Genomic DNA, 20,839 nt, shown 5'->3' on the forward strand with positions numbered 1-20,839 from the left:
ACCGCTTGAAGGACAAGAGGAAGGCGGGAGTGGTCAGGAAAAATTCCAAACCCGAATGATCCAGGTGGGTCAGTATTACTTTGGTGATTCAGGGGTAAAGTGGGTCAGTTTTCAGTTGGTGTTGACATTGGCCTACTTCTAGCTGTGGCTACCGATCCGCCGCGCGGAGCAGTAGAGGGGGCAATGATCCTCAGTCCCCCCAATGCCATACGCGTAGGCGCGGAATCCAGCTATCCCTGAGCGAGTGCGGCGCTCTGCGATTGATCCCAACCTTTCACAAACCAACTATCTTCCAGTGGTTCGACCCTGAGCACTTTAACTGTGCAGCATGGAAACGTTACCTGGTTATGATTCGCTTGGTAATTTCTCAACCGCTCAAATCGTGCTTCGATGTCGCTAATGGTTACGCAGTCTGAATACGCAGGATTCTCTAGAGGCGACACAATCTGATGTTCGGGATATCCAATGGTGTCAGGAGTGCCAAGCAGCTTGTGGTCGACAGAAGTGTCGAAGCAAATGTACGTCACAAAATATCTCATGGTGCCCTATAGCTCATCGGCAAAGTTAAAATATTTTTGAGTGGTTTTTATGATCCGTCAAGGCACGATTTTAATGGGTGTGCTTAGAGTGTACTAATAATTCGGCTGGTGAGATCTGGCAGCCTGTAGCGGAATGCTTGTTTGGCTTGGTTCGTTGGTTTGTGTCTTGAGTTTCTATAGATTGAAATTTTCTGGTTTATATTATTTGTGTTCTTGGCCTTGCAGTCCAATCGCTGGGTAAGGGAGGAGAGCCATAACATTTACTCATCAAGTCGTCTTCGGAAATGTCGCTGTATACAGATTGAATTCATCCGTACCCTTTTCACAGAGCATCCACCGCTCGATGGTTTGGCTGGATCGACCAGCTGAGAACAATAAGGGGTTTTACGATGTCTGCATTCAATTTTTCCGGTGTTAACCTTGCCATCACCACGCCGTTCGATGCCCAGGGCAAAATCGACTACGCACGATTTGAGGAGCTGATTGAGCGCTACGTGGCGACCGGTGTTCATGGTTTTGTGCTGAGCTCCGGAACCGGAATGCATGTGTATCTGAGCAAGGACGAATCCAAGGAGCTGATTGCCTTCGGCTCCAAAGTCATCAACGGTCGTGCTCGTGTGATCGCTCAGACCTCCGCTTTGCTGGCGGACGAAGTCGTTGAGCGTACCCGTCATGCCAAAGATTGCGGTGCCGACGGCGTCATGGTGCTTCCGCCTTTCTTCGAAGGCCCGACCGATGATCAAGGCATCATCGATTTCTACTCGACGGTCTCCGAAGCCGGTCTGCCGATCATTGGTTACAACGTCCCGCAGGCGGTGGGCGTGGAAGTGACTCCATCGCTGTTCAAGCAACTGAGCGAAATTCCGAACTTCGTTTCGGTGAAGGACAGCAGCGGTGATCTGGCAGCTCAAGCTTCTTTGGTACGCACCGGCCTGCCAACCATGAACGGTGCCGATCCGCTGGTGCCTTACGCTCTGTTCGCGGGTGCCGCAGGGCTGATTTGGGGCGGAGCCAACATGGCACCGAAAACCTGTGTTGCCCTGGTCAACGCCGCAGCTGAACGCAAGTGGGATGATGTGCAAGAGATCTGGAAGTCTCTGGCTCCAGTCATGTCCCTGATCTGGCAAGGTGATTACGTCCAGTCTGTTTACGCAGGTGCTGAAATCATGGGCTACGGCGCAGGCAACCCACGCCGTCCGCTTGCCCGCCTGGCCGAAGATAAGTTGGGTGCACTGCGTGAAGCATTGGCCCCGCTGATCGAGCGCGAAGCCTCCGCTTCCTGATAGCTGGAGAAGCCGACATGTTTGTTGCTTCGAAATTACCTAAAAACAACGGCAGCTCTGGCTGGGTAGAAATGTTGCCCCGCCGCTTGCCTAAGCCTGCATTGGAGAGTTCGATTACGGCAGACGTCGTAGTCATCGGTGGTGGTTTCGCCGGGTTGTCCGCTGCTCGTCAAATCGTCCGATTGGATCCTACCGTCAAGGTAGTAGTTCTCGAAGCCGGCCTGGTCGGCGATGGGGCTTCAGGACGCAATTCTGGGTTCATTATTGACCTTCCGCATGAGGTCTCAGCAGAAGGACTGGGTGGTGGTTCGCTTGACCGCGCACGTCGCGACATCAAGCTTTATCGTACCGCGATTGATCTAGGTATGGAGTTGGCTGAGGAGCACAGTTGGGGCAAAGAGGTCTTTGATCCGTGTGGCCGATACAGCGTTGCTCGAGGTACCCAAGGTGACGAACACATCCTGTCCTATGGGAAGCAGCTCGACGCACTTGGCGAAAAGTACGAACTACTCAACACCCGAGAAATCGGCGATGTAACAGGAAGCCCGGCGTACACATCCGGTATGTTCATGCCGGGTACGGTAATGATTCAGCCAGCGGATTATGTACGTCGTTTCGCTGATACCTTCAGGGATCCTGTTCGCGTGTATGAGCAAACGCCTGCCCTGTCTTTCAAGAACGTGGGTGGTTCCTGGGTAGTGAAAACGCCAAAGGGTGTCATTACTGCTGGCAAGGTCATCTTGGCGAACAATGGACATGCGCAAAGCTTTGGCTTCTTTAAAGGGCAGCTACTGCACGTCTTTACCTACGCCTCGCTGACTGAGCGCTTTGATCCTAAGCGTCTTCCAGGTCACCGTACCTGGGCTGCGACCCCGGCACTGCCAATGGGGACAACCATTCGCCGCATAAGTGATGGTGATAGCGACCGGATTTTGGTGCGCTGGCGGTACTCCTACAACCCAAGCTTGACCATCGGTGATAGCCAGGTGAACAGTGCCGGCAGGGTTCACGACGAGAAATTCCTCACCCGTTTCCCTACCTTGAAGGGACTCCGCATGCAGTATCGCTGGGGCGGGCCCATGGCTCTGACCTGGAACAGCGTTCCTGCTTTTGGGGAAGTGGCCCAAGGAGTAATTTCGGCCTGTGGCTGCAATGGTCTGGGAGCGTCCAAGTCGAGCGCAGCCGGTATCGCGGCAGCCGATTTGGCTCTGGGCGTCAAGAGTGAGCTGGTGGATATTTTGAAGGCCTATGAAAAGCCCAAGCAGCTACCGCCCCAGCCTTTCTTGACCATTGGCGCGAAAGCCAATATGAAGTTCAAGGAGCTTCGTGCCGGAGACGAGTAAGGCTTTGGGCTTTAACAGCAAAACGAAAAGGGCCTACACGAGGCCCTTTTTCAGTATTATGGGGACAGAATGCGTGCAGGAGCACGTGTTCACGGAAACGGCGTAACGCGTGTTGGGCGTTTGCACGACGGGCTGCGTGACGATACAAGAAGAATTATAAGGGGTGAGGCTTGATCAAGACTGCCGTGATGCAAATATCGTATTTTAGTTTGATAAATGGTATAGGCTAATGGTAAAGCATACGGAACCCGATTTGTCCCTGATTCACATGCCTTCACTGCGAGCTGTGAAGGCGTTCGTAGCTGCGGCGAAGTATTTGAACTTCACCCGAGCTGCAGAATCACTGTGTGTTACCCAGGCCGCTATCAGTCGCCAGATTCGCGAACTTGAGAATTTCTTAAATGCAGAATTGTTTATAAGGAATGGGCGGGCAGTAGAGCTGACCTCAGCAGGGGCGGCATTTTTTGATGCGGTTCAATTGTCGTTGAGCAATATATCTCAAGCATCAAGCCGTATTCGCAGGCAGACTAGCGGTAAGCGTGTTGTTACCATCTGTTGTACTCCAGCCTTTTCGGGGTTGTGGCTGACACCTCGTCTTCCAAAATTCCTAGCAGCTAACCCAGATATTGACCTCAATACGGTGGTCACGCAAAATTTTCTGACAATGGAGCCGGGCGTCCAGCCTGACATATTTGTTAATAAGCTTTCGAAGATACGAGAGGGTTATAGTAGCTATCCTCTTGTGTGTGACGTGATTTATCCAATATGCAGCCCTAGGTATCTCGAGCAGAATCCTGATCTCACAAATTTAGAGAGCATGAGTCAGAAGCCATTGCTCAACCTCAGTCCTTTCGGTAGGTCTCAGATTGCAGAGCACGTAGATTGGTATGTTTGGTTTGAGTACCACCATGTCGATCTGAATTCGCGGGTAGTGAATAGTGCTCAGTTGTATCACTCCAACGACTACAGCTCGCTAGTCCAATTGGCGGTAGCTGGTCAGGGTGTTGCCTTGGGCTGGCACTATTTAGTAGATCCACTTGTTCAACAGGGCTTGCTCGTCAGGCCCGTCGAGCAGGAGTTGACTCACAAGGATAGTCAGCATTTCCTGACTTTCAGGGAGGAGAAGAAAGGGGATGATGCTTGTACTCGAGTCCGCGATTGGATATTAGAAGAGTTTGGAATCGTTCCAACGGTAGTGTAGTACCAGGCTTTAGCCTTCTGGTTTGAGACCATCTAGGGTAGCCACCACCTGCGTTCAGGCGGTGGCTGGTGTGGTGCTGAGCTCCGTCAGAACAGCACCGGTCTTGCTCAGATCACGAAGCGTTGATCCAGATGGTCTTCAGCTCCGTGTACTGGTCATGGGCCCAGATGGACTTGTCGCGCCCACCAAAACCAGACTCCTTGTAGCCACCGAACGGCGTGGTCACATCACCTTCGCCGAAGCAGTTGACCGTCACCACACCGGCGCGGATCTCACGCGACAGGCGCAGCGCGTTGCGCAGGCTGCCGGTGTAGGCCGAGGCTGCCAGGCCGTAAACGGTATCGTTGGCCAGCTCGATCGCCTCATCGATGGTCTCGAAGCTGGTCACGCTCAGCACCGGGCCAAAGATTTCCTCGACGAACAGCTTGTTGTCGCGGCCAACGTTGTCGACGATTGTCGGCTGCACGAACACGCCTTCCTCGGTCTCGCCCCCCTGAACGATGCTGAGTTTCTGCTCGGCAGCGTATTCCAGGTACGACTTCACTTTCTCGAAATGCGACTTGCTGACCATGGCACCCAGGCGGTTGTCCGGGTCGAGCGGGTCGCCCAGTTTCCAGTCCTTCAGGTGCTTGGCGATCAGGCTCAGCAGCTCGTCCTTGACGTCCTTGTGGACGATCAGGCGCGAGGACGCCGAGCAGTTCTCACCCATGTTCCAGAACGCACCGGCGGTAACGAACTGGGCCACCTCGTCGAGGTCTTCGCAGTCGTTCATGACCACGGCCGGGTTCTTGCCACCCAGTTCCAGGACGATGCGCTTGAGGTTGGACTCGGCGGCATACTTCAGGAACAGGCGGCCGGTGTCGGTCGAACCGGTGAAGCTGACCATCGGGATGTCCATGTGGCGGCCGATGGCTTCGCCGACTTCACGGCCACCGCCAGGCACCAGGTTGAACACGCCTGCCGGAATGCCAGCCTCGTGGGCCAGTTCGGCCACGCGCAGGGCACTGAGGGTGGTTTCCTTGGCCGGCTTGACGACGATCGAGCAACCGGCAGCCAGCGACGGGGCGATCTTCCAGGCCAGCATCAGCAGCGGGAAGTTCCACGGCAGCACCAGGCCGACCACACCGATGGCCTCACGTACCACCATGGTCACGGCGGCGTTGCCGGTCGGGGCGGCGGCGTCGTAGATCTTGTCGATCAGCTCGGCGTGCCAGCGGATGGTGTGGATGGTCTCCGGTACGTCGACGGTCTGGCACTCGCTGACCGGCTTGCCGCTGTCCAGCGCTTCCAGCACCGCCAGCTCGTGGGCGTTGTCTTCGAGCAGTTGGGCGAACTTCTGCAGCACGTGCTTGCGATCGTTCGGCTGCATCTTCGACCAGGTGCCTTGCTCGAACACGCGCTTGGCCGCGGCCACGGCAACGTTGACGTCGTGGACGTCGCAGGCGGCGACTTCGGCCAGCTGCTGGCCGGTGGCCGGGTTAGTGGTGACGAAGGTGCGGCCCGAGATGGCATCGCGGAATTCACCGTCGATGAACGCCCGGGTGCGCAGTTGCAAGTCTGCGGCAATGGCCGCGTATTGTTCTTTGGTCAGCAACGTGGACATGTTCTACTCCATTGTCAATGTTGAGGATTTATCAGCCCAGCGAGGCCGCTTGTTGCAGGTTCAACGAACGAGTTTCCGGAGCGAGCGCCCAGGACATGAACAGGCCGACGAAAGACACCAGCGCGGCGATGTACATGGTTTGCTCGATACCCAGAGAGTCCAGCGACAGGGGAACCAGGTAGGTGCCGACTGCAGCGCCGATTCGGGATACAGAGGTGCCGACTCCTACTGCAAAGGTACGAATCTCAGTTGGAAAGATTTCGTTCGGGTAAACAAGCACGAGTACCTGGGCCCCACCGATGAACAAAGCGTAGGCAGCAAACAGCACCAGGATGATCATGCCGGGGCTTGAATGGAAAATACCCAGGCACAGCAAAGCGAGACCCGACAGCAGGAAGCTGTAAATCAGCATAGTGCGTCGGTCGATCACATTGATGATGCGGGTCGCGATCATGCAGCCAAACACGAAGAACAGTGTGATCAGGGCGGAGCCGAGCGACGCGATGTCGCCTGTGACGTTCAGTGCGCCTAGAACTTTGGGTGCGAACGAATACACTGCGAAAACTGGAATGATCGAGCACGTCCAAAAGCTGACAATGAACAGCATCCGTTTGCCGTAACCTGAATGCAGCAGATTGGAAAAAGTCAGCACGTTGCCATTTTGTTCTTCCGGCAGGTGTCGGAGATCAAATTCATTGCCGTACACAGATTTGATAACTGCCTCAGCCTCCGCATTTCGCCCTTTACTGAGGAGCCAGCGTGGAGATTCTGGTGTGCCCATGCGAACGACGAACAGGAACAGGCCAACCACTGTGGAACTCGCCAGCACCATAGGCCAAGCTTCGGCGCCTAGGGTACGGAGCATCACTTCGCCCACCAGGTAGGCTGATGCCGCCCCAGCAAACCATAGGAGAGTCAGGAGCGCGAGGCGAGAACCGCGATATTTGCGAGGCATGAACTCGACCAGCATGGATGTTGCGACGGGATATTCGATGCCTACGCCGACACCAATTAGAAGGCGGAGCAGGAAGATGGCCAGGGCGGAATCTGCCCATAGATGTGCCAATGATGCACCCATGAACAGCAACGGGCCAAGGAAATAGACCTTGCGTCGACCGAGCAGGTTGGTGAGCCACCCTCCAAAAAAACCGCCAAAAAATACACCGATGAGCGAGGACGCTGCGATCAGACCTTCCCAGAAAGTGCTGAGCTGCAAACTACTTGAAATGTGTGCTAGGGCGACGCCGATCACACAAAGGACGTAACCATCAGCGAAACCGCCGCCACCAGAACGGATGGTTAGTGATCTATGAAATTTATTTAGGGGTACTTCTTCAACCGTGATTATAGGACTTATCATTCTTGTCTCCTTAGAAATTCAGGGCAGTTTTTCAGTGCTCGTAATGCTTGGGTGAACTACAGGTTTCTTATATTTACTCCTGCTCCCAAACTTCCTTCTTTTTCCCTCCGTTTTCTGTGCGTTACGGCTGTTTTTTGTTCCTAAGGGAACGATTGTCGAGGTTTTACGGTAAGTGCTAGTTTGTTGGTTTTTTAATGATTGATAATTAATGACTTTGCACGCTTAAATTTGTGAAGGGCGGCGTTTTACCTGATCGATGCGTAAGGTGCTTTGAGATAATAAACTACATATCATAAAATGATGATTGGCTTGCTTTTTAATGATGCGTCAGGTCAAAACTGATATCTTGATTCTTTTGAAGGTGGTCGTCCAAAAAATTTATTGTAAGTGCGGCTAAAATGCGTAGAGGCCACGAATCCGCATGCAAGGGCAACCTGCATTACTGATAAATCGGTATTTTGCAGTAAGCGCCGCGCTTCGGTTATCCGTAACTGGAGATAATATTGCTGAGGAGTGGTGCCAGTCTGAGTGCGAAATAGTCTTTGAATCTGACGTATGGATAACTTAATGCAATCTGAAATTTGCCTCATTTCAAGGGGCTCTTCGAGGTTAGCCTCCATCAGTTGAATAACTTCTCGAAGCGGTTTGGTCATTTTTGGCTGGGTTGTAGGCGTGATGCTCTGAAAGCGCGCTTGCTCGTAATTCAATAGTGCGATAACCGCTTCAGCTAGTTTCGGGTCACAGCGGTCTCGCAACCATTGGATCATCACCTGAAATGCCCCAACAGGGGTAGCGGCGCTGAGCCGGTTCCGATCAACAACGACGCTTTCGTGGCTTACATAGGTCTGAGGGACATTCTCGGCAAGGGCCAAGCGCTGCTCTGGATGGATGGCGCATTTATAGCCGTTCAGTAAACCCGCATGGCCGATGTACCATGTGCCATTCCATAGGCCTCCCAAGGCCATCGAGTAGCCTGCGAGTTGACGCAGTAGTCCGCTCAGCCAGCCCGGAACAGTAAGTGGGCTTCGTAGGCCTCCACAAACGATCATCAAGTCTATCTGTGAGATCCGTATATCTGTCAGAGGAGTATCGGGTCGAATAGGAATCCCGAGATCGCTCATCACTTCAGCACCGTTGTGACTGAAGGTGTGAGTGCGCACTGAACCAGGGCGGATTAGGTTGGCCGTGGCTAAAGCATCAAGTGCCTGAGTGAAACACGGCAACGAGAAGTTATCCAAAAGCAGAAACCCAATCTTCGAGGTTTTGCGTGGTACCCGTTGTTCGAGGAACTTCAGGTTTCGCCCTTCGAATGCAGCATTGAAGTGTTCGTTCACGGTTTGCATAGTTGTTCCGTGTAGCGCTTCGCTCGACAGCTGTAGATGGCTCGGCGAAGGCATGATGCCTTCGCCGACGATGGGTCAGATAATCCGGTTCGAAGTAGCTTCGGTCAGACGTTTGGTCATCAAGTCGCAGTACCAGTCGATGAACTGGCAGACACCATTTTCGATGGTGCTCGAGTAAGGCCCAGGAATGTAAGCCGGGGAGGTGACGCCAATCTGAGTACCTTCCACCAAACGACGATCCTGGTCATTGGTTGCAATCCAGACCTTGGTCAATCGATCGATGTCGTAATCCACGCCCTCTTGAGCATCTTTGGGTACGAGCCACTTGGTGGTTACCACAGTTTCGCCCGGGCCTACAGGGAGCACGCGGAAGCTCAGAGCGTGATCGCCTAAGAAGTGGTTCCAGGTCGACGGGTAGTTGAAGTACAGCAGAGCACCAATGTTCTCGACACCGCTACGATCCAGGCGGCGTGCCACTGCAGGCTTCCCGTCCATTGTGTAGCTGCTTGCTCCTGGGTTCAGTGGAATACGGGTCATACGGAACTGACCATTTGGATCCATGACCATCCGGCTCGCTAGCCCAGCTGCCTCACACGTGTCGCAGTGCTCAGCAAATACTGGATCTTCTGCACCGCCCAGACCTTGTACAGAAAGCAATTCTGTGTAGCTGCACAGCAGCTCCGGGTGAGTACCATCACAGTGGTAGCACTCGCGATTGTTTTCGAAGACCAGTTTCCAGTTGCCTTTCTCTACGAGGTTGGACTCGAAGGCAACTTTGCAGTCTTCTAGGTAGTGAGGGCCGATGAAAGGGGAGACAGCGCTTCGGAATTTTTCAAAATCTGGCGCGATTTTAGCGACGCACACATAAATGTAACTGTGAACAATCTCGCAGTGAACAGGTGCCAGATTGTGATCAGCCGGATTGAATTCTGCGCCCATGTTGCCAGCATACAGGAGCTTTCCGTCCAGTTCGAAAGTCCATTTATGATAAGGGCAAACCAATTTTGCGACCTTGCCCTTAGCTTCGGTGCATACCTTAGAGCCCCGATGACGGCAGGCATTGTGGAATGCACGGACATTTCCATCCTTACCGCGCACAACCACTACTGGGTATTCGCCGATCTGGAGGGTCAAATACTCACCGGGTTTTTCCAGCTCAAAAGTGTGGCCGGCGAAGATCCACTCTTTATACCAAATGTGCTCAAGATCTTGTTGATAGAGGACTGGGTCGTTGTAGGCGGTGCCAGGTAGGCCGTGTTGAGGCTTACGTTGTTTAATCAGGTCTAATGCTTCGGTGTAGTTTTTCATTTCTTATTTGTACTCCTCAAACACAGCTCTCTACCGCAAACCATTCGCCAGATGCGTTGCACAGCATAGGGTTTAACCGCGTATCTCCAGGATACGTGGTAGTCATATGCAGTGCTCGGCGACTGGAACGCTTTACAGAAGTCTATGTGGCAACGGCTTGAGCCGGAATCAATTTTTTGGGGGACAGCTTGATAACAAAATGTAATCGCTGGTGCGGCTGGAGGGTTAGGAGCGCACCAGCGTGGCGATGCGGTGCCTAGAAGCTCGCGACCGCATTTCCAAATTGCTCCTCATCTGGAGTTACCCCCAGCCCTGGGCCTTTGGGAAGCGGGATGTGACCACTTTGGATCTTTAGACCGGCATCCTCATCGTAATGCCCTTCAATGTAAGGGGAGGCAATCCACGCCCCCTCATTTAGATCAGGCCTGATGGTTGCACCGAGATGGACGCATGCCGCTGCGATGATGTCGCCGCCCCACGCGTCATCGCTTGTATGAGGAAGGTTTCGGGCTGAACAGATGTCTCGGAAAGTCCGCATCTGATGCAGCCCGCCAATCCGGGTGACCTTCATCCCGAAACCATCTACCAGCCCTGTGCCGGCAGCAGTGATCACAGTGCTCAAGCTGATCCCGTTCTCATCCATATAGATAGGATGATTCACGACCTGGCGCAGGACTGACAGCTCTTCAATGGAGTTGCACGGTTGCTCAAGGATGAATGGAATCGCAGAGCACTCGCGGCTGAGTCGAATCACGTCTCGTGTATTCCATCCGCGATTTCCATCTGCAGCCAGGCGAACACCAGAGCCTCTGACTACCTCCCAGACTTTTTGGAGCGTTTCGATGTCGGCCTCGACGGATCGACCGCCCAGTTTAATCTGTATACGAGGATACCCTTCCTGTACGCGCTCCTTAGCAATTCTCGCGATTTCATTGGGATCACCTACCCCCGTGGAGTAATAGGTGGGGACATTTTCAGTCAGCGCTCCGCCCAGCAATTCAGACACCCTGACACCGAGCTTTTTGCCAATCAGGTCATGTGCGGCGATATCAATTGCTGCTTTTGCGTAGTTATGACCATTAAGCAGAGAGTCCATTTTACGATGCAACGCGACTGGCCAAAGTTCTGCGCCGATCAACCCAGGAGCCATTTCGATCAAGGCCGCGCGAGCCCCGCCTGCGAAAGATTCAGAATAGGTTGAGCCCACAGGGCAGGTCTCCCCCCATCCCTCAAGACCATCATCAGAGACGATGCGAACCAGCGTTGTATCCAGTGACCAAACCGTACCGCTCGACATTACTCGTGGTGGGTTTTTAACCGGAAGGTCGTGCGCATAAATATGGATTTCGCGGATCTTCATTTGCTTTTATCTCCGGGCGCTTTGGATCAATGTATGTTTGCAGCAAATAGCGCGGCTGTAGCGGCGCTCATGGCCGCTCCTATCGCTTTCTCGCGTCCCTGCAGTCGAGCGGCTTGGGTCATCCCTTCGTGCAAGAGAAAAAGGGTATCGGCGATTTGCTGGGTGTCTTGCCCTGGGGCTACATGCAGCAATCGCTGCCGGAATTCATCGGCCAATTCAGCTTTGTGGGACAAAACAATACGAGTGATTGCTTCGTTATCTGGATATTCAGCCAGCGCATTCAGGAAGAGGCATCCTGTGTTTGCGACTTCTGAAAGCCAATCACCCAGGCGCTTGAGCGGATAGAGCACGTGGTCGATGCCATCCAATGGCCCTCCCGCTAACCATTCAAAATAGGTTCTATGTCGATGCTCTAGTGCACCCACTATCATCGCCTCTCGGCTCGGGAAGTATTTGTACAGCGTCCTGAGAGACACGTCGGCCTCAGCGCGGAGTGCTTCAACGCCCTGTTCGGCAAAGCCCTGTGCGGAAAAGCTACGCTCAAGATCGCTCGCAATCTGTTGCTTCAAGTCCTGCATAAAGAGGGCTCCGTTTTGAGGCGAACCGGACGGTGATGTGGTGATGGTAGAGCGATCATTCTACTCTGTAAATAGGTAGGTAGAGCGTTTGTTCTACCTCGGCGCAAGCGGGTCAGCGAAAAAGGGCTTCCACCAAGCTAACCTACTGATTTTATTATTTATTCTAAAATGCGACTCTATGGTCAATTTTTTGCTTTAGGTTGTTTTAGGTATGTGCCGCTTGCTCGGAATTGGTCAGCTTAGAATGTAGGATGTGTCCCTGATTTGCTAGGTGCGTCATCATGGACGGGCCTAAAGCCAGGTAGCCAAGGGGAGGGGCGCCGTTCTATCGTTGGCAAAAATCAACCTACGGGTGTTTAATTGTGAGATAGCTGCTATTTAAATTATCAGCTATTAATATTTGGAGGTGGTCTTTGATGGGGCTGCTTAGTGGGATTAGAGATATAAATGCGGGGTTAAGCCTTTTCAATGTTGATGAGGTGCATTCAAGTTTGTGGTGTTGCTGGGCTTAACGGTCTTCTTAGTTTTTGAATGCTTCTGATTTTTTCAGTGGCTTGAGAAATGCTACATAGAGATTGTTCTGCTGTTTGAAAAAAGAGCTTGCCTGCGCTCGTGAGTGCTACTGATCTGCCGGCCCGGGTAAATAAATCGGTGTTGAGGTTGGTTTCTAGCTCTTTAATTTGCCTGCTGATCGCAGCTTGACTGACACCGAGTGACTCAGCGGCGCGAGTAAAGCTTTGATACTTTGCCGCTGCTACGAACGCTCTGATAGCACGCAGGGAGGGAAGTGTAGTGAGTGTCAGGTCTGGTTCAATTTGCTTTGCCATCATGATTTCCCTGTCGCACACATAGGTTCGCTGAACTGCTCGTTAGCCAGCCTGGGGTGTGAGGTTTCATGGCAAACGGGCGGTTAAAATGGATCCGCCCGTTCGTATATTTACTTGGCAGCAACAGTTGTAGCGTGACGCGCGGCTTCTAGCCACTCGTTGTATTCCTGCTGATGAGCCGAGATCCATTCCCGTGCATGGCGCTGAATATCTGCAGGTTTGTTTTCACCCTGTTGCATTTTCAGGTTCTGAGCGCTTTCGTCAGCAGCTGTGATGTGCGCAAGTAAAAAATACTTCAACGCTGCAGGGTTTTTCTCAGCAAACTTTCTGTTGAGTACGGAGTTGGCCGTATCAATAGCAAAGCCTAAATTCTTTCCCTCGTATGTCGTGTTAACATCATTTTTACCGTCTGGAAGGTCGGTTTTTGGTACCTCCAGCCAAACCACATCGCGACCTTCTACAAGAACATTTGAGATCCATTGTGGAACCCATGTGTAGTAAAGGATCGGCTTGCCTTCTTTGAATTTGGTGATTGTGTCTGCCATCAGGGCGAAGTATGAACCTTGATTGACATTGACGGTCTTTTCTAAATTGTAGGCTTTCATGTGGTGTGCGATCACCAGCTCGCATCCCCACCCTGGGTTGCAGCCAGTCATATCCGCCTTACCATCCCCGTCGCTATCAAACAGTTTGGCGATTTCTGGCTTCTGCAGGTCGGTAATGTATTTAATGTGGTACTGATCAGCAGTTTTCTTGTCTATCAAATAACCTTGTAGGATGCCGGGCATGAAGGCCCCAGCTTTAACCATTGTGTCGTCGCCGCCGGCTTTTTCATAAAAGCTTGCGTGAAGAATTTCATTCATCTGCACGGTGAAGTCGGCATCGCCGTAGGCTACGGCAAGCGTCATGGTCGCGTATTCAGCTTCCTTTGGCTCCTGCACTTCATAGCCGAGATCTTTAAGGCCGGCTATGACTATCTCCCCCCTGAAACGCTCCTCGGCGACCGATGAGAACATTGGCGTTACTTTGACGCCCTCTCCAGGTTTGTCGGCTGAGGCGATGCTAAATGCTGATGTGCAAGTTAGAGCTACGCCTGTAATGATATTAATGTACTTGCGGCGAAAGTTGAGTCTGTTCATGCTCTGTTACTCGCTTTTTGATTGTTTTTGATAAAAGCTTCAGATTATAGAATTGACTTCAATTGCTCTTTAGGGCTTTAGTGCCGGGGCTCCCACGGAATACGCGAACGAGCAGCCCTACCGGGCCAGTCTCATACCAATGTAGGCTTGGGTCGTTGGTGCGCTGGCCCATCGCTTGAGTCAAGCGGTCAAGGAAGATGGCGAGTAGCACCAAACCGATACCTCCGACAGTGGCCAAACCCATGTCCAGCCTCCCAATGCCACGCAGAACCATCTGGCCCAGACCACCTACGGAGATCATCGAGGCTATCACCACCATCGACAACGACAGCATCAGGGTCTGATTAAGTCCAGCCATGATGGTCGAAGTTGCCAGCGGAAGCTGTACACGGGTCAGCATCTGACGCGGGGTGCAGCCAAATGCTCGAGCTGCTTCAATTTTGTCTTCCGGCACTTGGCGTATGCCCAAGTTGGTCAGGCGCACCAGAGGTGGAAGAGCAAAAACAATTGTGACTAACACGCCAGGTACATTACCAATGCCAAACAGCATCACCACCGGCACTAGGTACACGAATGCGGGCAGAGTTTGCATAGCGTCCAGCACGGGTCGTACTACACGCTCGACAGCGTTGTTACGTGCGCTGAGAATCCCTAGAGGAATACCGATGACCGCGCAGAAGAACACCGACGTCAGCACAAGTGCCAAGGTCGTCATCGACTCTGACCACACTCCGATCAGTCCCAATAATGTCAGAGTGACGAAGCACAGCAGCCCCATCCGTTTGCCCGCCAGCTGCCAGCCTAACAATGACGAAAGAAAGATGCCGATTGTGGGTGGTATGCTTTGCAGAGTGAATTCGATGCCATTAAGAACTTGGTCAATTGGCCAACGAATCGCGCGAAATACATCTCGGAAGTTGTGCACCAGAAAGTTTAGGGTAGCCGTGACCCAGTCACCCAGTGGGATGGTGGCCGCTTGGAAAGGATCCAGAAGGCTGAATTCGGACATGAGGACTTACCTCTTCTAGTAAAGGCTTAGAGCGCTTCTTGTTTTAGTGGCGGCTCAAGGTCTGCAGCAGTTCGTTCTTCGATAGCGTGCCTTTGAAGGCGCCTTGGCGATCGAGTACCGGTACCGGGTACGGCAGATCGGCTGCAATTCCGAGCACTTCATGAAGCGGGGTATCGGTGTACACCGGCCGTTGCTCATGCAGGCTGTACCGGTCGCTGGTAGTAGTACCGTTGGCGTCGGTATCGACCACGCCCAACAACTGACCACGATCGTCGACCAGGTAGCCGAACGGTACACCGGCTTGGAAACTGGGCGCCTTACCATTGACCTTGCAAACAACTGCAGGATCAAACTTTGCCACATCGCCCGCCTTTAGAACCCGCGAGCTGTCGAAGCTCTTGAAGAAGGTGCGTACGTAATCGTTAGCTGGCTGGTTGATTAACTCTTGCGGGGTGCCAATCTGTACCACGCGACCACCTTCCATAATCGCAATACGGTGGCCGATGCGAATAGCTTCTTCGATATCGTGAGAAATGAAGATGATCGTCCGCTGCTGCTCGGCCTGTAGGCGGATTAACTCGCCCTGCATTTCGCTACGGATCAGCGGGTCGAGGGCTGAAAATGCCTCGTCCATCAGGAGAATGGTAGGGTCGTTGGTGAGTGCGCGAGCAAGGCCGACGCGCTGCTGCATTCCACCTGATAGCTGATGCGGGTAGCTGTGCTCGTGGCCGGAAAGGCCTACCTGGTTCAGTGCCTCACGGGCTCGGCTGTTGCGCTCACTTTCTGGCACGCCCGCTATTTCCAGACCGAAGGCGGTGTTTTCCAGTACGCTCATGTGCGGCATGAGGGCAAAGGACTGGAATACCATACCCATTTCCTTCCGGCGCACGTCGAGCAATTCTTTGTCTGACAAACCAGTGATTTCGCGACCGTTCAGGTGGATGCTGCCTGAAGTGGGCTCAATTAGGCGATTGAAGAGCCTCACCATCGTCGATTTGCCCGATCCCGAGAGCCCCATGATCACAAAGATCTCGCCGCGCTTTACGGAAAAGGTAGCATCAAATACACCTACAACATGACCGGTTTTGCTGAAAATCTCATTCTTATCAGCACCTTTGCTCAGCATTTCCATGGCAATTTCCGGCTTTGGCCCGAATACCTTGAAAATGTTTTTCACCGAGAGAATTTCTTCGGTATGGCTCATACGACTACGACCTCTTTTTATGCTTATCCAACATTCTGCTCGTGTGGTGGTCAGTGGCTTTCTTAACAAGAGCAAAAATCTATTGGCAGTCTGTTCATATGCGAACGTTAGTCTGTCTGGCGCTTTGGGCTTTCCTTGATTATTGTCTTACATGTCCTTATGCATATGTTCTTAATGCATCCAGTCTTATTTCTGTAACATCTGACAGCGACTGCGCTATCCTTCATCCATGTCTGCGTGATCCTGGCACACCTCGTAGTTCTGTCACCCCGTGAGCGATCCGCTTATTGGCATTGTCCGACGAACCACTTTCACTCTTTCCGGGCTTAGGTGCCGCCACGGTGATGCGGGTGTCCTAAAAGGCACCCCCAGCATAGCTTTGGGCACCTGAGTAGCGATGCCTTCGCTTGGGGTCATGCAGTGTAGAGATAGCCGATAGGAGTCGGAGCGTCGATTTCCTGTCCCGCTAATGTGTCATTGCTTGGTGTCCAGTCTAAGACTTGGATTCGGTTCAGTTGAATCGACATTTTTGGCGGTGTACTGATGATAAAAGCTAATGACACCCTTGGAAATCAGCGTAGGAAAGCATTGTGCCAACCCGGTTGGTTGATCGGTCACGGGCTCATGGACGGCCGGTGTCAGGCTAGCCAAGGTCGGCAATACGCGCTGGATTGTACTGCGATTTTTGAGCTGCGCTTGAAGAGACTCTACTGACTTTTTAGTAGACACACCAATGAGTTAGGTTCGGCCTCAGTGTTGAGGGTTGATTGTGCTCGGAGTAAGGGTACTCTGGCCGGTTTGTCCTGATTTGCGTGCCAACTCAAGCATATGGTGGAGAGGGGTCGCAGTGCCATCCTCAGACGGCGTCAGCAAATTTTTTGGATGGACACGCGAATGCAGTCATCTACGGCCCTGGCGGAGTTGTGAGTAGTGACCGTTTGAGGATAGGGGTAAGCCTGCTTGCTCCTGGGGTTCGCCACCCCGACTACTGTCACACTCAGGTGAAAGTATATTTGGTTGTATCCGAGGGGGAGTTTCGGCTTGGAGAAGACGATTGGGGCGCCCCCGGTTACAGGAGCGTGTTGTACACCGAGCCTAATATCATCCATGCCATGCGCTCAGTAGCAAGGCCACTTTTAGCCTTTTGGGCGTTTGGTTACGATTTTTAGATGGGTGAAAATATGATCGTTCTGATCCAATAGCTAAAGGCTTTTCTCATCCTGTACAGCTATCGCCTCAATATTCTTGCACTGATGCAGCTGTGATTACTTTGATTGGATAGAAAATGCCCGAGGCCTGGAGCCTCGGGCATTTTACAAATTACTTAGCGTAATCACCTGCGAGTTTGGCGGCGGCGTATTTAAACGCAGCTTTCATTTCTTCGATTACTTCAGGGCTATGCTCGAACGAAATGTAGAGGCGACCATACGGGGACGGCATGATCATCAGGCCAGCTTCGCGAAGTGCCAGGTGGAGCGATTTGGTGAACGCAGGGTTAGCGAGCTTTGCCGCTTCTTCGTAGTTGCGAGGTTCTTTGTCGCCCAGCCAAATCCCGAAGACGTTGCCATAACCGCTGGTAGTAACTGTTATGCCGGCGCCCTTAAAGGTATCAATGATCGACTCGCGCAGCTTGTCGCCTCTGGCGGTGAGCGCTTCGTAGTCCGCAGCGTCGAGCTTGGCCAGGGTGCTTGTCACGGCTGCGCATGCCATTGGATTGCCGCTGAAAGTACCACCGCGCGCAGCCCGACCAGCTTCTACTACAGCCATGACTTCGGCTTTGCCAACGACAGCAGACACTGGAATGCCATTGCCAATTGCTTTGCCGACCGACGCTAGGTCGGGATCAAGGCCTTCCAAATGGGATGCCAAACCGGCATGGCGACGGAAGCCCATAAGAACCTCATCACTGATCACCAGTGCGCCGTGTTTACGGGCTACGTTCTGAACATGCTGCAGGTAGCCAGGGGATGCCATGATGCATCCGGCGTTTGCGAGCATAGGCTCCAGAATGACTGCTGCGATGTCCTTATCTTCTTGAAAGAGGCGCTCTACATCATCGAAGTCGTTGAAGCGGAGCAGGGTAGTGCGTGGGGTGCTAGGGCGCTCGCCGTCCTTAAAGGCTGCTTCTTGGGTCGAAACGTTGCCGAATGCAACATCATCCAGCCAGCCATCGAAGCCTGCCGCCATCTTGGCGATTTTGCCTTTGCCGGTGTAGGTTCGAGCGATGCGACACGCAAGGTGTACTGCTTCGCTACCGGAGTTGTTGAACACGACCTTGGTCAGATTCCCGGTGTGAGCAGCCAGAGCAGAGGCCGCGCCATGTTCACGGATGTGAGCCCAGGAAGGGGATGCCGACCCGCCGAGCGCTTGAGCGACCTCACTATTGATGTCGTCATCAGCGTGCCCCACCAGTACAGCACCGAAACCGAGTGCGGTATCAATGTACTTGCGGCCTTTGTCGTCCCAAAGGTATGCACCCTTGGCGTGGGAGATGAACAGGGCTTCGCCATTGAGATCAGGCAGAATGCGGGCAGCACTGGAAACATCACCGACCAGATTAAACATAACAAACTCCATATCTAATATCTGAGCGTCTCGCTCAATAAACTAATTCGGAATGGAAGTGGGCTTAGGTTTTTTTATTATTCCACTTCAGTTTTAAGCCGCAGCTTTTCACTCCGACGGCGCAACTTCTCGAGAGTGAGGAGCATGAGCACCGATAGCACAACCATGATGGTCGCTACTGCAGCAATACTTGGGCTAATGTTTTCGCGAATACCGGAAAACATCTGGATGGGTAGTGTTTTTTGCGTCGGGCTCGCGAGGAAAAGTGTTACTACCACCTCATCGAAGGATGTTGCGAACGCGAACAGGGCACCCGAGATAACGCCAGGCGCGATCAAGGGCAGTACCACTTTGAAGAAGACAGTCAGCGGTGGAGCCCCCAAGCTGGCGGCGGCCCGGCTGAGATTGACGTTGAAGCCCTCAAGCGTCGCGCAGACGGTGATGACCACGAACGGAACACCCAGCATGGCATGGGCCAGGATCAGGCCGACATAGCTGTTCAAGAGTTGCAGTTGCGCAAAGTAGAAGTAGAAACCTACAGCAACGATGATTGTCGGCACGATCATTGGTGAAATGATGAATGCCATGATGATGCGCTTGAACGGAAAGTTACCCCTGGACAAGCCTACTGCTGCGAGCGTGCCGAAGATCATCGCCAGGATGGTGGCGAATGGTGCAATGATGAAGCTGTTTTTGAACGCCAGCATCCAGTCCTGAGATGACAGGAGCTCTTGGTACCAGCGCAGCGAGAACCCATCCATCGGGTAAGTCAGGAACGAGGTGGAGTTGAAGGACAGCGGGATGATTACCAAAATTGGTATCACCAGAAATCCTAAAATCGCCCAGCACAGAACGACCAGACCGATGTGGACAATTTTCTCTAGTGGAGTTGCATAGAGGTTCATAGAGGTCACCGTGCCTTGCTGGCCGAAGAATCAAGCAGCTTGGTGTAGACGAAGTAGAGGATCAGCGTGGCAACCAGAAGTAGCGCGCCCAGTGCCGAGGCCATACCCCAGTTCACGGTTTTGTTGGTGTAGAACGCAACGAAGTAGCTGACCATTTGATCCGCCGCGCCGCCAACGAGGGCCGGGGTCACGTAGTAGCCGATGGCCATAATGAACGTCAGAATGCCGCCAGCTGCTAGGCCAGCGAAGGTCTGAGGCACGTACACCCGAACAAACGCTACAAACGGATGCGCGCCCAACGAGACAGCTGCACGGACATAGCTTGGAGAGATGCTCTTCATCACGCTGTACAGCGGTAAAATCATGAATGGCAGCAGGACGTGAGTCATCGCGATCACAACACCGATGCGGTTGAACACCAACTGCAACGGAGCGTCAGTAATCCCCAGCGCCATGAGTGATCGGTTGATCAGTCCATCGGATTGCAGTAGCACGATCCAGGAGGCGGTGCGCACGATCAGTGATGTCCAGAATGGCAGCAGCACCATGATCATCAGCAGGTTGCTGCGGTGATCCGGAAGCGTCGACAACCAGTAAGCGACCGGGAAGCCCAGAGCAATACAGAGAATCGTGACGATGCCCCCGATCTGGAACGTCCGCATGAAGATGTCTATGTAGATTGCCTGGTTCGGGCTGGCCTTGATGATCTCACCGGTTTGGGCGTCTACACGGCGATCCATCGCAGCGAGCAGGTAATAGCTCGTTGCGGCAGACGAGGCCTGCTTGATGCTCTTCCAAGTCGACACTTCACTCCAGCCTGCATCGATCTCCCGCAGTGCTCCTTGTTTGGATGCCACGTCGGCTTCTGGAAGCTGTCGCATAGTTTTATTGAACAGGGAGCGCAAAGCCGGATTTTCGTAGCTCAAGCGCTTAACAAGTGCCCCAGCCGAACCTGAGTCTGTTGCCGAGCGAAGGTCTTCCACGATGGCGGCATAGACGGGTTCGGGTGGTAGTTCCGTGCCCTTCCAACTGGCCAGCAAAGTCGACGTTTGGGGCAGGGCGGTGTGCACTTCAGGATTGTCGACGCTGCGGCTCAACATGGTGCCAATTGGAAAGGCAAAACAGGTCAGTACGAACAGGAACAAAGGTGCAATTAGCGCCAGGGATTTCGCCTTGTACAAACGCTCGGCCCGGCGTAGCCCAGCCTTCAAGCTGGAGCCGCGACCTTGTTCAGTGGCGTTAGGCATTACGAGAGAGTCGTTCATGGCGCAC

General features: G+C 53.1%; 17 protein-coding genes. 4 read left to right on the plus strand and 13 right to left on the minus strand.

All coding sequences use genetic code 11. From position 1 onward, the window contains the following. Positions 1–928: 928 nt before the first annotated feature. The 3 genes from WM94_RS21075 (at position 929) to WM94_RS21085 (ending at position 4,366) form a co-directional block, all read left to right on the plus strand. On the plus strand, positions 929–1,822 hold the full coding sequence (locus tag WM94_RS21075) for a dihydrodipicolinate synthase family protein (RefSeq protein WP_061552039.1): 894 nt from the start codon (positions 929–931) through the stop codon (positions 1,820–1,822). A 17-nt stretch (positions 1,823–1,839) separates the two neighbouring features. Then, positions 1,840–3,165, plus strand: coding sequence for an FAD-binding oxidoreductase (locus tag WM94_RS21080; RefSeq protein WP_061552040.1), 1,326 nt, complete (start codon positions 1,840–1,842; stop codon positions 3,163–3,165). 229 nt (positions 3,166–3,394) lie between these two features. Next, positions 3,395–4,366, plus strand: a complete 972-nt coding sequence (locus tag WM94_RS21085; protein ID WP_061552041.1) for a LysR family transcriptional regulator — start codon at positions 3,395–3,397, stop codon at positions 4,364–4,366. 112 nt (positions 4,367–4,478) lie between these two features. Here WM94_RS21085 and WM94_RS21090 read toward each other — a convergent pair whose 3' ends face one another. The 10 genes from WM94_RS21090 to WM94_RS21130 all read right to left on the minus strand — a co-directional run bounded on the left by WM94_RS21090 (position 4,479) and on the right by WM94_RS21130 (position 16,097). Then, complete coding sequence (locus WM94_RS21090; RefSeq protein WP_061552042.1) at positions 4,479–5,969, minus strand: aldehyde dehydrogenase; 1,491 nt, start codon at positions 5,967–5,969, stop codon at positions 4,479–4,481. 31 nt (positions 5,970–6,000) lie between these two features. Then, a complete protein-coding gene (locus WM94_RS21095) occupies positions 6,001–7,329 on the minus strand; it encodes an MFS transporter (protein WP_061552043.1) in 1,329 nt (442 codons plus the stop codon). 332 nt (positions 7,330–7,661) lie between these two features. Beyond that, entirely contained in the window at positions 7,662–8,672 is a 1,011-nt protein-coding gene (locus WM94_RS21100; RefSeq protein ID WP_061552044.1) for a GlxA family transcriptional regulator, read from the minus strand. 75 nt (positions 8,673–8,747) lie between these two features. After that, positions 8,748–9,980, minus strand: a complete 1,233-nt coding sequence (locus WM94_RS21105; protein ID WP_061552045.1) for an aromatic ring-hydroxylating dioxygenase subunit alpha — start codon at positions 9,978–9,980, stop codon at positions 8,748–8,750. A 256-nt stretch (positions 9,981–10,236) separates the two neighbouring features. After that, the gene (locus WM94_RS21110; RefSeq protein WP_061552046.1) at positions 10,237–11,340 is read right to left on the minus strand and encodes a mandelate racemase/muconate lactonizing enzyme family protein; all 1,104 of its coding nucleotides are present in this window, start codon (positions 11,338–11,340) and stop codon (positions 10,237–10,239) included. Positions 11,341–11,366: 26 nt separating this feature from the next. Beyond that, positions 11,367–11,918, minus strand: a complete 552-nt coding sequence (locus WM94_RS21115; RefSeq protein WP_061552047.1) for a TetR/AcrR family transcriptional regulator — start codon at positions 11,916–11,918, stop codon at positions 11,367–11,369. A gap of 485 nt (positions 11,919–12,403) precedes the next feature. Further along, positions 12,404–12,745 (minus strand): LysR family transcriptional regulator, encoded by a 342-nt coding sequence (locus tag WM94_RS30860; RefSeq protein ID WP_082810606.1) that lies wholly within the window; start codon positions 12,743–12,745, stop codon positions 12,404–12,406. Between the two features lie 110 nt (positions 12,746–12,855). Continuing rightward, positions 12,856–13,884: a glycine betaine/L-proline ABC transporter substrate-binding protein ProX gene (gene proX / locus WM94_RS21120; RefSeq protein ID WP_061552048.1), complete on the minus strand. Its 1,029-nt coding sequence runs from the start codon at positions 13,882–13,884 to the stop codon at positions 12,856–12,858. 58 nt (positions 13,885–13,942) lie between these two features. Continuing rightward, positions 13,943–14,893: a glycine betaine/L-proline ABC transporter permease ProW gene (gene proW, locus WM94_RS21125; RefSeq protein WP_061552049.1), complete on the minus strand. Its 951-nt coding sequence runs from the start codon at positions 14,891–14,893 to the stop codon at positions 13,943–13,945. 43 nt (positions 14,894–14,936) lie between these two features. Then, positions 14,937–16,097 (minus strand): glycine betaine/L-proline ABC transporter ATP-binding protein, encoded by a 1,161-nt coding sequence (locus WM94_RS21130; protein WP_061552050.1) that lies wholly within the window; start codon positions 16,095–16,097, stop codon positions 14,937–14,939. 812 nt (positions 16,098–16,909) lie between these two features. Between WM94_RS21130 and WM94_RS31190 the strand changes: the two genes are divergently transcribed. Then, complete coding sequence (locus WM94_RS31190; RefSeq protein WP_371264037.1) at positions 16,910–17,266, plus strand: dimethylsulfonioproprionate lyase family protein; 357 nt, start codon at positions 16,910–16,912, stop codon at positions 17,264–17,266. Positions 17,267–17,417: 151 nt separating this feature from the next. Here the strand turns inward: WM94_RS31190 and WM94_RS21140 are convergent, their stop codons facing one another. From WM94_RS21140 to WM94_RS21150, 3 genes are all read right to left on the minus strand, one after another. Beyond that, complete coding sequence (locus WM94_RS21140) at positions 17,418–18,662, minus strand: aspartate aminotransferase family protein (RefSeq protein WP_061552052.1); 1,245 nt, start codon at positions 18,660–18,662, stop codon at positions 17,418–17,420. 77 nt (positions 18,663–18,739) lie between these two features. Continuing rightward, complete coding sequence (locus WM94_RS21145) at positions 18,740–19,567, minus strand: ABC transporter permease (RefSeq protein WP_061552053.1); 828 nt, start codon at positions 19,565–19,567, stop codon at positions 18,740–18,742. Between the two features lie 5 nt (positions 19,568–19,572). Next, complete coding sequence (locus tag WM94_RS21150) at positions 19,573–20,832, minus strand: ABC transporter permease (RefSeq protein ID WP_061552054.1); 1,260 nt, start codon at positions 20,830–20,832, stop codon at positions 19,573–19,575. Between the last annotated feature and the right edge of the window lie 7 nt (positions 20,833–20,839).

Origin of the sequence: Pseudomonas sp. ABFPK (assembly GCF_001586765.1) — a bacterium.
GTDB classification, from domain to species: domain Bacteria; phylum Pseudomonadota; class Gammaproteobacteria; order Pseudomonadales; family Pseudomonadaceae; genus Aquipseudomonas; species Aquipseudomonas asiatica.

What these genes read in the sequence shown, in the direction of transcription:
- WM94_RS21090 (WP_061552042.1), bottom strand. Translation starts at nt 5,969, where the DNA reads ATGTCCACGTTGCTGACCAAAGAACAATACGCGGCCATTGCCGCAGAC.
- WM94_RS21105 (WP_061552045.1), bottom strand. Translation starts at nt 9,980, where the DNA reads ATGAAAAACTACACCGAAGCATTAGACCTGATTAAACAACGTAAGCCT.
- WM94_RS21110 (WP_061552046.1), bottom strand. Translation starts at nt 11,340, where the DNA reads ATGAAGATCCGCGAAATCCATATTTATGCGCACGACCTTCCGGTTAAA.
- WM94_RS21085 (WP_061552041.1), top strand. Translation starts at nt 3,395, where the DNA reads ATGGTAAAGCATACGGAACCCGATTTGTCCCTGATTCACATGCCTTCA.
- WM94_RS21115 (WP_061552047.1), bottom strand. Translation starts at nt 11,918, where the DNA reads ATGCAGGACTTGAAGCAACAGATTGCGAGCGATCTTGAGCGTAGCTTT.
- proW (WP_061552049.1), bottom strand. Translation starts at nt 14,893, where the DNA reads ATGTCCGAATTCAGCCTTCTGGATCCTTTCCAAGCGGCCACCATCCCA.
- WM94_RS21080 (WP_061552040.1), top strand. Translation starts at nt 1,840, where the DNA reads ATGTTTGTTGCTTCGAAATTACCTAAAAACAACGGCAGCTCTGGCTGG.
- WM94_RS21145 (WP_061552053.1), bottom strand. Translation starts at nt 19,567, where the DNA reads ATGAACCTCTATGCAACTCCACTAGAGAAAATTGTCCACATCGGTCTG.
- WM94_RS30860 (WP_082810606.1), bottom strand. Translation starts at nt 12,745, where the DNA reads ATGGCAAAGCAAATTGAACCAGACCTGACACTCACTACACTTCCCTCC.
- WM94_RS21100 (WP_061552044.1), bottom strand. Translation starts at nt 8,672, where the DNA reads ATGCAAACCGTGAACGAACACTTCAATGCTGCATTCGAAGGGCGAAAC.
- WM94_RS21130 (WP_061552050.1), bottom strand. Translation starts at nt 16,097, where the DNA reads ATGAGCCATACCGAAGAAATTCTCTCGGTGAAAAACATTTTCAAGGTA.
- WM94_RS21140 (WP_061552052.1), bottom strand. Translation starts at nt 18,662, where the DNA reads ATGTTTAATCTGGTCGGTGATGTTTCCAGTGCTGCCCGCATTCTGCCT.
- WM94_RS21150 (WP_061552054.1), bottom strand. Translation starts at nt 20,832, where the DNA reads ATGAACGACTCTCTCGTAATGCCTAACGCCACTGAACAAGGTCGCGGC.
- proX (WP_061552048.1), bottom strand. Translation starts at nt 13,884, where the DNA reads ATGAACAGACTCAACTTTCGCCGCAAGTACATTAATATCATTACAGGC.
- WM94_RS21075 (WP_061552039.1), top strand. Translation starts at nt 929, where the DNA reads ATGTCTGCATTCAATTTTTCCGGTGTTAACCTTGCCATCACCACGCCG.
- WM94_RS21095 (WP_061552043.1), bottom strand. Translation starts at nt 7,329, where the DNA reads ATGATAAGTCCTATAATCACGGTTGAAGAAGTACCCCTAAATAAATTT.